Source organism: Streptomyces sp. NPDC058619, assembly GCF_042717785.1.
Taxonomy (GTDB): domain Bacteria; phylum Actinomycetota; class Actinomycetes; order Streptomycetales; family Streptomycetaceae; genus Streptomyces.
Genome location: NZ_JBHXQN010000005.1, coordinates 123,826 through 136,388 on the forward strand (window position 1 = coordinate 123,826; position 12,563 = coordinate 136,388).

Genomic DNA, 12,563 nt, shown 5'->3' on the forward strand with positions numbered 1-12,563 from the left:
TCGTCGGGCCGGCTCACCATGCCCTGATCCGTCTCGGATCCATCCCACGACCTGAACGGGAGAACCACGACGTGGCCACCTTCCTCTACCGGCTCGGCCGGGGCGCCTTCCGGCGCCGCCGCCTCGTCGCCCTCGTCTGGGTGGCGCTGCTGTTCGTCGCCGGCTTCGGTGCCGCATCGGCGTCCGCGCCCACCTCCGGCTCCTTCTCCATACCCGGCACGGAGGCCCAGAAGGCCTTCGACCTGCTGGACCAGCGCTTCCCGGGCATGGCCGCCGACGGCGCCACCGCCCGTATCGTCATCAAGGCCCCCGAGGGCGCCAAGGTCACCGACCCGGGCACCAAGTCCGAGGTCGAGAAGATCGTCTCCGAGCTGAAGTCCGGCCCGGGCGCGCAGCAGATCTCCTCGGTCGCCGACCCGTACCAGTCCCAGGCCGTGAGCCAGGACGGTTCCACCGCCTACGTCAGCGTCAAGTACGACGTCAGCGGCATGGAGCTGAAGGACGAGACGCGCGACGCGCTGAAGGACTCCGGCAAGGAGGCCACCGCCGCTGGGCTGAACGTCCAGATCGGCGGCGACGCCCTGATGGCCGCCCCGGAGACCGGGTCCGGCGAGATCATCGGCATCGCGGTCGCCGCGATCGTCCTCGTCATCACCTTCGGCTCGCTGATCGCGGCCGGTCTGCCGCTGCTGACCGCGCTGATCGGCGTGGGCATCGGCGTCTCCTCCATCACCGCGCTGGCCAACGTGCTGGACCTCGGCTCGACCACCTCCACCCTCGCGATGATGATCGGCCTCGCGGTCGGCATCGACTACGCCCTCTTCATCGTCTCCCGCTACCGCGCGGAGCTCGCCGAGGGCCGTGAGCGCGACGAGGCCGCCGGCCGGGCCGCCGGAACCGCCGGCTCCGCCGTCGTCTTCGCCGGTCTGACCGTGGTCATCGCCCTCGTGGGCCTGGCCGTCGTCAACATCCCGATGCTGACCAAGATGGGCTTCGCGGCCGCCGGAACGGTGGTCATCGCGGTCCTGGTCGCCCTGACCCTGGTCCCGGCCATCCTCGGCTTCGCGGGCAGGAAGGTCCTTCCCGCCGGTACGAAGAGCAGGCTGTTCGGCAAGGGCCGCCCGGCCGATGCAGAGCCCAAGGCCAACGGCGGCACCCGCTGGGCCCGCTTCGTCCTGCGCCGCCCCGTCATGGTGCTGCTGGCCGGCGTGATCGGCCTCGGGATCATCGCGATCCCGGCGAGCAAGCTGGAGATGGGCCTGCCGGACGACGGCGCCCAGCCGGTCTCCACCAGCCAGCGCCAGGCGTACGACCTGCTGTCCGACGGCTTCGGTCCGGGCTTCAACGGCCCGCTGATGGTGGTCGTCGACGGCGACAAGGCGCTCGCCGACAAGACCGTCGACCAGATCAAGGGGCTGGAGGGCGTGGCCGCGGTCACCCCGCCGAACCTCAACGAGGCCGGCGACGCGGGCGTCATCACCGTCATCCCGAAGGACCGCCCGTCCTCGACGCAGACCGAGGAGCTGGTCCACGAGATCCGCGCGGTCAGCGGCGACGAGGTCCTCGTCACCGGCGCCACCGCGATGAACATCGACTTCTCGCAGAAGATGAACGACGCGCTGCTGCCCTACCTGGCGCTCGTGGTCGGCCTCGCCTTCCTGCTCCTGATGCTGGTGTTCCGCTCGATCCTGGTTCCGCTCAAGGCCGCCCTCGGCTTCCTGCTGTCGGTCGTCGCGGCCCTCGGCGCGGTCGTCGCGGTCTTCCAGTGGGGCTGGCTCGGCTCGCTGTTCGGGGTGGAGCAGACCGGCCCGATCATGTCGATGATGCCGATCTTCATGGTGGGCGTGGTCTTCGGCCTGGCCATGGACTACGAGGTCTTCCTCGTCACCCGCATGCGCGAGGCGTACGTCCACGGTGAGCGTCCCGGCCAGGCGGTCGTGACCGGCTTCCAGTACAGCGCCCGGGTCGTCGTGGCCGCCGCCGTCATCATGATCGCGGTGTTCGCGGGCTTCATCGGGGCCAGTGAGCAGATGGTGAAGATGATCGGCTTCGGGCTGGCCGTCGCCGTCTTCTTCGACGCCTTCGTGGTCCGCATGGCCATCGTCCCGGCCGTCCTCGCCCTGCTCGGGCACAAGGCCTGGTGGCTGCCGAAGTGGCTGGACAAGCTGCTGCCGAACGTGGACGTGGAGGGCGAGAGCCTGCGCAAGCACCTCGCCGGCACCTCCACCCCGCCGGAGGGTCCGGACAAGGACCGCGAGCTCGTCAACGTCTGACCGGACGGCTCCCGCACGACGGCCCGGCCCCGTACCGCCTGATCGCCAGGGTGGTACGGGGCCGGGCCGTTTGCGCCTACCGGGTGGCGGAGGCGTACGTACGGCGCAGGAAGCGGCGCAGCACGGCGATGTCGAACTGCACCACCGCGACGCCCTCGGGGGAGTGGAACTCGACGACCGCCTGGACGCGGCCGCAGGGCCAGACGCGTACGTCCCCGCTCCCCGTCGGGGTCACCAGACCGGCCTCCAGCAGGGCGCGGGGGAAGACCCACTCGTTGTCCGTGCCCTCGGGGGAGAGGTCCGCGGGGAAGACGATCCGGACGGCCAGCGGTTCGTCGGGGTCGAAGCGGAGGAAGGCCGGGACGGTCCGGTAGAACGGGTCGTCGGTGATCACGCGGGCCCTGACGCGTTCCTCGACGGCGGCCGCGGTCGCGGTGGCCGCTCCGGCGGCGGGCGGATTCTCGGCGGTCGCTGACATCGACACGACTCCTCGAAATCGGAACATATGAGTCCGTTTGTCCGTCAAGCCTCGCACATTCCCACGAAAGCGCACCGCTCTATTTGTGACAGCGACGCTCTTGCCAACGGTTCGCAAGTAGGCACTATTCTTAAGCGGTTAAAGACTTTGTAAGTCTGTGTGAGGAAGCGGAGCCATTCCATGCATGTGCCCGACGGATTCATCAACGCACCCGTCTCGGTGGCCGCCGGAGTGGTGGCCGTCGCCGCGGTGGGCGTCAGCCTGCGCGGCGCGCGCCGCGAACTGGGGGGCCCCTCCCAGGCCGAAGGCTCTGGGGGAGAGCGCACCGCCCCGCTCGCCGGCCTCGTCGCCGCCTTCGTCTTCGCCGTCCAGATGCTCAACTTCCCGGTCGCGGCCGGCACCAGCGGCCACCTGCTGGGCGGGGCGCTCGCCGCGATACTCGTCGGCCCCTACACCGGGGTGCTGTGCGTCTCCGTGGTGCTCCTCATGCAGGGCATCCTCTTCGCCGACGGAGGGCTGACCGCCCTCGGCGTGAACATCACCGTCATGGGCGTCGTCACCGTGGTCGTCGCGTACGCGATCTTCCGCGGGCTGCTCAAGGTGCTGCCGCCCACCCGCCGGTCCGTGACCGTCGCCGCCTTCACCGGCGCCCTCGTCTCGGTCCCGGCGGCCGCCGCGGCCTTCACCGCCGTCTACGCCGTCGGCGGCACCACCGACGTCCCGCTCGGCAAGGTCCTCACCGCCATGGTCGGCGTGCACGTCCTCATCGGCATCGGCGAGGCCGCCATCACCGCCGCCACCGTCGGCGCCGTGATCGCCGTACGCCCCGACCTGGTGCACGGCGCGCGCGGGCTGCACACGCCGCTGAAGCTGCGCGTCGGCGGCGAGCTCGTCGACGTCCCGGCCGCCGAGGCCCCCGCGCCGGCGGCCCACCGCTCCACCCGGAAGTTCTGGGCCACCGGGCTGGTCACCGCCCTCGTCCTCGCCGGATTCGTCTCCTTCTACGCCTCCGCCAGCCCCGACGGCCTGGAGAAGGTCGCCGCCGACAAGGGCATCGACGCGAAGGTCGAGGACCACGCGGCCGCCGGCTCCCCGCTCGCCGACTACGGCGTCGAGGACGTCGAGGACCCGCGCATGTCCGGCGGCCTCGCCGGGGTCATCGGCGTCGGCGCGACCGTCGCCGTCGGGACCGGCATCTTCATCGTCGTGTCCCGCCGCCGCCGCTCCGACGAGCTCACCGCCGCCTCCACGGCGCCCCCCACGGCGGGCTGACATGGGAGCCGGCCACGCCCACACGCTCTACCGGCACGGGCACTCGCCGGTCCACCGCCTCCCGCCGCACTGCAAGCTCGCCGCGACCTTCGCCTTCGTGCTGGTCGTCGTGTCCACACCGCGCGAGGCGGTGTGGGCCTTCGGCCTGTACGCCGTCCTCGTCGCGGGCGCCGCCGCCGTGGCCCGCATCCCCGCGGGCTTCCTGCTCCGGCGGCTCGTGATCGAGGTCCCGTTCGTCGCGTTCGCCGTCCTCATGCCCTTCGTGGCGGAGGGCGAACGGGTCGGCGTACTCGGCATGTCACTCAGTGTCTCCGGGCTCTGGGGCGCCTGGAACGTCCTGGCCAAGGGCACCCTCGGCGTCGCCGCCTCCGTGCTCCTCGCCTCCACCACCGAACTGCGGGCGCTGCTGCTCGGCCTCCAGCGGCTGAAGCTGCCGCCGCTGCTCGTACAGATCGCCTCCTTCATGATCCGCTACGGCGACGTGGTCACCGACGAGCTGCGCCGAATGTCCGTCGCGCGGCGCTCGCGCGGCTTCGAGGCCCGCGGCGTCCGGCACTGGGGCGTGCTGGCCAAGACGGCCGGGGCCCTGTTCATCCGCTCCTACGAGCGCGGCGAGCGGGTCTACCTGGCAATGGTCAGCCGCGGCTACGCCGGCTCGATGCCGGTGATCGACGAGGTGACGGCCACGCGCACCCAGTGGGCGTACGCCGCCGTGCTCCCGGTGACGGCGCTCGCCGTCTGTCTGATGGGATGGACACTGTGACGACCCCACCCTCGCTGGAGATCTCCGGCCTCGCCTACGCCTACCCCGACGGCCACCAGGCCCTCTTCGGAGTGGACCTGACCGTCGGGCGCGGCGAGCGCGTCGCCCTGCTCGGCCCCAACGGCGCCGGCAAGACCACCCTCGTCCTGCACCTCAACGGCATCCTGGCCGGCGGCGTCGGCTCCGTCACCGTGGCCGGGCTGCCCGTGGAGAAGCGGAACTTCGCCGAGGTCAGGCGCCGGGTCGGGATCGTCTTCCAGGACCCCGACGACCAGCTGTTCATGCCCACCGTCCGGGAGGACGTCGCCTTCGGCCCGGCGGCGGCCGGCCTGCGCGGCGCGGAGCTGGAGGAGCGGATCCACGGCGCCCTGGAGCAGGTCGGCATGGCCGGCTTCGCCGACCGGCCCCCGCACCACCTGTCCTTCGGGCAGCGCCGCCGGGTCGCGGTGGCGACCGTCCTGGCCATGCGGCCCGAGATCCTCGTCCTGGACGAGCCCTCGTCCAACCTGGACCCGGCCTCGCGGCGCGAGCTCGCCGACGTCCTGCGGTCCCTGGACGTGACGGTGCTGATGGTCACGCACGACCTGCCGTACGCGCTGGAGCTGTGCCCGCGGGCCGTGATCCTCAGCGAGGGCGTCATCGCGGCCGACGGCCGCACCCAGGACCTGCTGTGCGACGAGCAGCTGATGCGGTCCCACCGCCTGGAGCTGCCGTTCGGCTTCGACCCGCGCTCCGTGCACGTGGCATAAGGGCGCGGCGCCGGGTGTTGGACCGCTCGTGAACATCCAGGGTGAGGTGGCGGAGGGTTTCGAGGCCGTCCGCGAGGCATTCGTACGCAACTTCGAGGTGCTGGGGGACCGGGGCGCGGCCGTGGCCGTGTACCGGGACGGGCGCCGGGTCGTCGACCTGTGGGCGGGGCCGAAGGACGCGGACGGGGCGTTCGCCGGGGGATCCGCGGAGCCGTGGGGTGCGGGGACCGCGCAGGTGGTCCGGTCGGCCACCAAGGGGGTCGCGGCCGCCGTGCCGCTGCTGCTGCACCAGCGGGGGCTGCTGGACCTGGACGCGCCGGTGGGCTCGTACTGGCCCGAGTTCAAGGCGGGCGGCAAGGACCGGGTGCTCGTACGGGACCTGCTCGCGCACCGGGCCGGGATACCCGCGCTGGACCGGAGCCTGACCCCGGCCGAGGCCGTCGACGGGACGTCCGGGCCGCGCGCCGTCGCCGGACAGCGGCCCTTCTGGGAGCCCGGCACCGACCACGGCTACCACGCGCAGACGTACAGCTGGCTGCTGTCGGAGCTGGTGCTGCGGGTGACCGGCACCTCGATCGGCCACTGGCTGGCGGCCGAGGTCACGGGCCCGCTGGGGCTGGACTTCTGGATCGGCCTGCCCGAAGCCGAGGCGGCGGCCGGCCGGGTGGGCCGCGTCGCCCCGGTGGAACCGCCGGAGCGGGCGGGCTCGCTGCGGATCCGGCCGCGCAGGAACGTTTCCGAGGCGTACGCCGACCCCGCCTCCCTGACCCGGCGCGCCTTCGCCGCCATCGACCCGCTGCCGGACGAGAACGCCCCGGAGTACCGGGCCGCCGAACTCCCCGCCTCGGCGGGCACCGGCACGGCGCGGGCACTGGCCGGCTTCTACGCGGCGCTGCTGGACGACACCGAGGACGGCGGCCGCCTGTTCACCCCGCGGACCACCGCCCTCGCCGGCTCGGAGCTGTCCGCGGGCCCGGACCGGGTGCTCGTGGTGAACACCCGCTTCGGCCCCGGCTACATGCTGCACGGCGCCGCCTCACCGCTGCTGTCCCCGGCCTCCTTCGGGCACCCGGGGCGCGGGGGTTCGCTGGCCTTCGCCGATCCGGAGGCGGGCGTCGGCTTCGGGTACGTCACGAACGCCCTGGCCAAGTCGGTCACCGCCGACCCGCGGGCGCAGGCCCTGGTCCGGGCGGTGCGCGCCTGCCTCTAGGCGGTGGCCGGCCGCCGGTCCGTGCCCCGGCCCCGGCCCCGGCCCCGGTCCTGCCGTCAGGTGGTGGCCGGCCGTTCGCGTACGCCGGCCAGTACGGCTCCCGCGTGCGCGACGAGCTCCCTCGGGGGCAGCGGGAACACAGTGTGCGGCGCCGCTGCCGGGGGCCCTGCCCCCGGACCCCCGCGCCTCAAACGCCGGCGGGGCTGAAGGGGGTGGCGCTTCGCCCCCGGTTCCTGGTGGGCTGCGGTGCGTGTCGGCGTGGCGCGGCCCCGGACCCCCGCGCCGTGAGCGCCGGCGGGGCTGAAGGGGGTGGCGCTTCGCCCCCGGTTGTTGGTGGGCTCCCGCGCCTCACATGCCGGGCGGGGCTGAGGGGGCCCTGGGGGCCCGGGGGCCGGGGGCGTCGGGTGGGTCAGCGGGGGGTGAGGACCGAGGCGACGATCGGGCCGGCCGCGTCGCCGCCGTGGCCGCCGCCCTCGACCATCGCCGCCGCGGCCACGTCGCCGCTGAACCCGGTGAACCAGCTGTCCGGGCTGCCCGCGCCGTCGACCTCCGCGGAACCGGTCTTCGCGCCCTTGTCGCCGCCGACCGGCGCCATCGCCCTGGCGCCCGTACCGCTGGTCGCCGTCAGCCGCATCATCGACACCAGCTGCTGCTGCACCGCCGGCTTCATCCGCCGCTCGGCCGTCGCGACCGTACGCCCGTCGAGGTCCGGGGAGACCAGCAGCGGCTGGCGGAACACCCCGGTGCGCGCGGTCGCGGTGACCGACGCGACGTTCAGGGGGTTCATGGTGATCCGGCCCTGCCCGATGTACGCGGCGGCCTCCTCCGCGCCCGTCGCCGTCGGGACCTTGCCGTCCGTGGACTTGATGCCCGTCTTCCAGTCCAGGCCGATGCCGAACACCTCCTGGGCCTCCTTCGACAGCGCCGCGTCGTCGCGCACGCCGTCGATCGGCTTGATGAAGGCGGTGTTGCAGGACTGGGCGAAGCTCTTCGCGAAGGTCGCGCCGGGCAGCTCGAAGTTCTTCAGGTTGTGGAAGGTGCGGCCGCCCCAGACCACGTCCTTCGTGCACTCCGCCGGCTTGTCGGCCGCGACCAGGCCGCGGTCGAGCAGCATCGCGGCCGTCACGACCTTCATGGTCGAGCCCGGCGCCCGGTTGCCCGTCATCGCCGCGTCGTAGCCGTCCGCGCGGTGGTTGGCGATGGCCAGGATGTGCCCGTTGCTCGGCTTGACGGCGACCACCGACGCCTCGGGGTACTTGGCGACGGCCTGCTCGGCCGCCGCCTGCACCTTGGTGTCCAGGTACGTCTTGAGGGTGCTCGGCTCGCCCTCCACCAGCGTCAGCAGGGTCCGCCGGGTGCCGCTCCCGCCGGCGGGCTCGATCCACAGCTCGGCGCCGGCCTTGCCGCCGCCCTTGGCACCGTACGTCTCGCGCAGCTGGGCCAGGACCGTCCGCAGCGAGGGGTACTTCTCCGCCGTCAGTTCCTCGCCGTTGCGGTCCACGGCCTTCACCGGCGGGCTCGCGGGCGCGCCGGCGCGCAGCGTCTCGTTGGCGCCCAGCTCCGGGTGGACGATCGAGGACTGCCAGTCGATCAGGGGCTTGCCGCTGGTCAGGCCGCGCACCACGGTCAGCTTGGAGTCGTAGGCGAGGGGCTTGGTGACACCCTCGTACGTGATCTCCGCCGCGACCTTGAAGGGCACGGTGGTCCCGGCGGGCGGGCCGGGGGTGATCACGGCCTTCGACACGTACGCCTTGGCCGCGAAGTCGCCCAGCGCGGTCTGTGCGGCCGCGGCGTTGTTCGTCAGGTCCGCGGCGGCCCTGCCGTCGCCCGCCGCCCACGCCGACAGGAAGGCCTTCGCGGTCGCGGCGGCCTCCTTCTCGCCGACCGGCCCGCTGCCCTTCTCCGACCGCACCCCGGTGCCGCCGGACGCGTCACCGCCCCCGCCGTCGTCCCCCACCAGCGCGTACACCCCGTACGCGGTCCCGCCCACCATCGCCAGGAACACCCCGCCGATGACGGCACTCTTCGCTGCCCCGTTCACTACTGGTCCCTCCCCCGGGAAACACATCGCTTCTCTGAACATGTTCAAAGAACCTCAGGTGCAGACCTTACGCTGTGCATACACAGTCGTTCACCCTTGTTACCGGACCGGAACATCTCCCAGGAGCCCCATGAGCGTCGTGCACGAGGTGGAAGCGGCCCGCACGGACGGGCCCGCGCCGGGCCTGGTCTGGTACACGGCGTACGGCTCGAACATGCACCTGGACCGCCTGAACTCCTACATCGCCGGCGGCGCCCCTCCGGGGTCCTCGCACCGCCACCCCGGGTGCCGCGACCGGCGCGCCCCGGCGCGGTCGGTCCCCGTCGAACTGCCGGGCCGGCTGTACTTCGCCACGGAGTCCGCGGTGTGGACCGGCGGCCGGGGCTTCTACGACCCGGCGCCGCCGGGCCGGACCCGGGCGCGGGCCCACCTGGTGTCGGCGCGGCAGTTCTCCGACATCGCGGCCCAGGAGATGTACCGGGAGCCGGGCGCCGACCTCGACCTGACCACGGTCCTGCGCACGGGCCGCGACGTGCTGGGGCCCGGCCGGTACGAGACGCTGGTCTGCCCCGGCGCGCTGGAGGGCGTCCCGGTGCTGACGTTCACGGCGCCGTGGGCCATGGGGGACGTGCCCTGGGTCGAGCCCTCCGCCGCGTACGTGCGGCTCCTGGCGACGGGCCTGCTGGAGTCCGGCGCGTGGGACGAGCGCTCCGTCGCCGCGTACCTCGCCCGCTGCCCGGGCGCGGCCGGCCACTGGACCGAGGCCCGGATCACGACCCTCCTGAACCCCTCGTGAGCCCCGTCTGAGCCCCGCCTGCCGCCGCCGGCGACGGTCTCGTGGAGGGTCGACCCGCTAGACCCAGGTGTCCAGCCACATGCGGTGGCGCCAGGAGTCCATCGGGAGGGTCTGGCCGGTGTAGATGGGCCAGAAGTAGATGAAGTTCCACACGATCAGCAGGACCAGCACGCCCGCCCCGATCGCGCCCAGCGCCCGTCGGCGTTCCGACGAGCCCGCCGGGCCCAGCAGGGCGCCGATCATCATCGCCACCGCCAGGCACAGGTACGGGACGAAGACGACCGAGTAGAAGAAGAAGATCGTCCGCTCCTGGTAGTTGAACCAGGGCAGCAGGCCCGCGCCCAGCGCGCACGCGATCGCGCCCGCCCGCCAGTCGCGCCGGAAGAACCACCGCCACAGCACGTACAGGAGCGCGAAGCAGCCCGCCCACCACAGCAGCGGGGTGCCCAGGGCCAGGACCTCGCGGGCGCACTTGCCCGCCTCCGTCGCCGGGCAGCCGTCCGTGCCGGGGCCGGGGGACTCGTAGAAGAAGGAGACGGGCCGGCCCAGGACCAGCCAGCTCCACGGGTTGGACTCGTAGGTGTGCCCGGAGGTCAGGCCGACGTGGAACTTGTAGACCTCGGTCTCGTAGTGCCACAGGCTGCGCACCCACTCCGGCAGGAACGACAGCGTGCTGCCCCGGTCGTACTTGGCGGCCCAGTCGCGCAGGTAGCCGCCCTTGCCGTTGTCCGGGCTGAGGATCCAGCCCGACCAGGAGGCCACGTACGTCGCCACCGCCACCGGGACCGTCGACACGAACGCGGGCAGCGCGTCGCGCCGCAGCATCGCGGCGTACGGGGCGCCCGCGCCCGCGGTGCGGCGCGCGGCCGCGTCCCACAGGACGGTCAGGACGCCGAAGAAGGCCAGCGCGATGAAGCCGTTCCACTTCGTGCCCGCGGCCAGGCCCAGGCAGACGCCGGCCAGGATGCGGTACGGCCGCCAGCCCAGCCCCAGCGTCTCGGCGATCTTCATGTCGGGCCGGGTCCGGCCCTCCTCGTCCACCGGCAGCGCGCCGGAGAGTCTGGCCCGGGCCCGGTCCCGGTCGATGAGCAGCGCCCCGAAGGCGGCCAGCACGAAGAACATCAGCACCAGGTCGAGCAGCGCGGTCCGGCTCATCACCAGGTGCAGGCCGTCCACCGCCAGCAGCGCGCCCGCCAGGCAGCCGAGGAACGTGGAGCGGAAGAGGCGGCGCCCGATCCGGCACAGCATCAGCACCGACAGCGTGCCGAGCACGGCGGTCATGAACCGCCAGCCGAAGGGGGTGAGGCCGAACATCCACTCGCCGAGCCCGATGACCCACTTGCCGACCGGCGGGTGCACCACGTAGCCGGGGTCGACCGGCAGCGGCACCCCGTCCGGGTTGGCGAGGATCGACTTGTCGATGTCCTTGGGCCAGCTGGCCTCGTAGCCCTGCCGGATCGTGGCCCAGGCGTCCTTGGCGTAGTACGTCTCGTCGAATATCACCGCCTTCGGGCTGCCCAGGTGCACGAACCGCAGCACGCCGGCGACCAGCGCCACCAGCAGCGGACCGGCCCACGCGACGATGCGCTGCCACGTGCCCCACACCTCGGGCGGCAGCCCCAAGGTCGCCCACAGCTGCGCCGACGGCTTGGCGTACGGGGGCACCAGGCGGGTGCGGGCGTCCGGGCGCGGCCCGGTCCCCGCCGGGGGCGCGTAGCCGAAACCGCGCAGGCGGCGCAGCCACGTGGGCGGCTCTTCTGCGCGTCCCGCGGGCGGGGCGGGCGGGGCCCCCGCGGGGCTGGGCGGCGGCGTCGCGGTACTGGTCACCGGGTCATGGTAGGGAACCGATCTGTGGGAGCCCCAGCCGCCGCGGGCCCGCCGGGCGAGCCGGACCTCCGGCAGCGGGCGGACGCGGCCCCGGAACCACCCCCGAGGAGCCGCCTGCGTCCCGGTCGGCCCGGCCTCCTGCCCCGCCCCCCGTCCCCGCCGCGGGCCGGGCCGGGCGGGCGGGCTGAGAGGATGTGGCGGTGACAGCTGACCAGCCCCGCGGCACCGAACCCGTCCACACGCCCGCCGGCCACGCGGGCGTCCTCGTCCTCGCCGGGACCCCGATCGGCGACCTGGCGGACGCCCCGCCGCGGCTCGGCGCCGAGCTGGAGCGGGCGGACGTGATCGCCGCCGAGGACACCCGGCGGCTGCGCCGGCTCACGCAGGGGCTCGGGGTGTACACCACCGGGCGCGTGCTGTCGTACTTCGAGGGCAACGAGTCGGCCCGCACCCCGGAGCTGGTCGAGGCTCTGGAAGCGGGCAAGCGGGTGCTGCTGGTGACCGACGCGGGCATGCCCTCCGTCTCGGACCCCGGCTACCGGCTGGTCGCCGCCGCCGTGCAGAAGGACATCAAGGTCACCGCCGTGCCCGGCCCGTCCGCGGTGCTCACCGCGCTCGCGCTCTCCGGACTGCCGGTGGACCGGTTCTGCTTCGAGGGCTTCCTGCCGCGCAAGGCGGGCGAGCGACTGGGCCGGCTGCGCGAGGTCGAGGGCGAGCGGCGCACGCTCGTCTACTTCGAGGCCCCGCACCGGCTCGACGACACCCTGGCCGCCATGGCGGAGGTCTTCGGCGCCGACCGGCGGGCGGCCGTGTGCCGCGAGCTGACCAAGACGTACGAGGAGGTCAAGCGCGGCGGGCTCGGCGAGCTCGCGGCCTGGGCCGCCGAGGGCGTCCGCGGCGAGATCACCGTCGTCGTCGAGGGCGCGCCGGCGGCCGGGCCCGGCGACGTGGACGCCGAGGAGCTGGTGCGCAGGGTGCGGGTGCGCGAGGAGGCGGGGGAGCGGCGCAAGGAGGCCATCGCGGCGGTCGCGGCCGAGGCCGGGGTACCCAAGCGCGAGGTCTTCGATGCGGTGGTGGCGGCAAAGAATGAGGCTCGAAAGGTGCCCTCGTCCGGTAAAGGACTAACCTGAAAGGCAAAGCCCAGACCGCGCACC

10 protein-coding genes are annotated in these 12,563 nt (G+C 73.5%); 7 read left to right on the forward strand and 3 right to left on the reverse strand.

Going from position 1 to position 12,563, the window contains the following annotated elements:
- The first annotated feature begins 71 nt into the window (after window positions 1-71).
- Window positions 72-2,273, forward strand: a complete 2,202-nt coding sequence (locus ACFWTC_RS07565; RefSeq protein ID WP_383922047.1) for an MMPL family transporter — start codon at window positions 72-74, stop codon at window positions 2,271-2,273.
- A 76-nt stretch (window positions 2,274-2,349) separates the two neighbouring features.
- Here the strand turns inward: ACFWTC_RS07565 and ACFWTC_RS07570 are convergent, their stop codons facing one another.
- On the reverse strand, window positions 2,350-2,751 hold the full coding sequence (locus ACFWTC_RS07570; RefSeq protein WP_383922050.1) for an SsgA family sporulation/cell division regulator: 402 nt from the start codon (window positions 2,749-2,751) through the stop codon (window positions 2,350-2,352).
- Between the two features lie 180 nt (window positions 2,752-2,931).
- Between ACFWTC_RS07570 and ACFWTC_RS07575 the strand changes: the two genes are divergently transcribed.
- From ACFWTC_RS07575 to ACFWTC_RS07590, 4 genes are read left to right on the forward strand one after another with little or no spacing between them, the layout of a single operon-like run.
- A complete protein-coding gene (locus tag ACFWTC_RS07575) occupies window positions 2,932-4,023 on the forward strand; it encodes an energy-coupling factor ABC transporter permease (RefSeq protein ID WP_384027197.1) in 1,092 nt (363 codons plus the stop codon).
- A gap of 1 nt (window position 4,024) precedes the next feature.
- Window positions 4,025-4,786, forward strand: coding sequence for a cobalt ECF transporter T component CbiQ (gene cbiQ, locus ACFWTC_RS07580; protein ID WP_383922056.1), 762 nt, complete (start codon window positions 4,025-4,027; stop codon window positions 4,784-4,786).
- A complete protein-coding gene (locus ACFWTC_RS07585) occupies window positions 4,774-5,535 on the forward strand; it encodes an energy-coupling factor ABC transporter ATP-binding protein (protein WP_383922059.1) in 762 nt (253 codons plus the stop codon). Before cbiQ ends, ACFWTC_RS07585 begins: the two co-directional genes overlap by 13 nt.
- Window positions 5,536-5,563: 28 nt before the next feature.
- Window positions 5,564-6,745, forward strand: a complete 1,182-nt coding sequence (locus ACFWTC_RS07590) for a serine hydrolase domain-containing protein (RefSeq protein ID WP_383922063.1) — start codon at window positions 5,564-5,566, stop codon at window positions 6,743-6,745.
- A 409-nt stretch (window positions 6,746-7,154) separates the two neighbouring features.
- Here the strand turns inward: ACFWTC_RS07590 and ACFWTC_RS07595 are convergent, their stop codons facing one another.
- Entirely contained in the window at window positions 7,155-8,786 is a 1,632-nt protein-coding gene (locus tag ACFWTC_RS07595) for a penicillin-binding transpeptidase domain-containing protein (RefSeq protein ID WP_384027195.1), read from the reverse strand.
- Window positions 8,787-8,916: 130 nt separating this feature from the next.
- Between ACFWTC_RS07595 and ACFWTC_RS07600 the strand changes: the two genes are divergently transcribed.
- Window positions 8,917-9,582: a histone deacetylase gene (locus ACFWTC_RS07600; RefSeq protein ID WP_383922068.1), complete on the forward strand. Its 666-nt coding sequence runs from the start codon at window positions 8,917-8,919 to the stop codon at window positions 9,580-9,582.
- Between the two features lie 57 nt (window positions 9,583-9,639).
- On the opposite strand, the gene ACFWTC_RS07605 is transcribed toward ACFWTC_RS07600, so the two are convergent.
- Complete coding sequence (locus ACFWTC_RS07605) at window positions 9,640-11,409, reverse strand: dolichyl-phosphate-mannose--protein mannosyltransferase (RefSeq protein WP_383922071.1); 1,770 nt, start codon at window positions 11,407-11,409, stop codon at window positions 9,640-9,642.
- Window positions 11,410-11,609: 200 nt separating this feature from the next.
- Here ACFWTC_RS07605 and rsmI point away from each other — a divergent pair, with 200 nt between their 5' ends.
- The gene (gene rsmI, locus ACFWTC_RS07610; RefSeq protein WP_384027193.1) at window positions 11,610-12,539 is read left to right on the forward strand and encodes a 16S rRNA (cytidine(1402)-2'-O)-methyltransferase; all 930 of its coding nucleotides are present in this window, start codon (window positions 11,610-11,612) and stop codon (window positions 12,537-12,539) included.
- The last annotated feature ends 24 nt before the right edge of the window (window positions 12,540-12,563 follow it).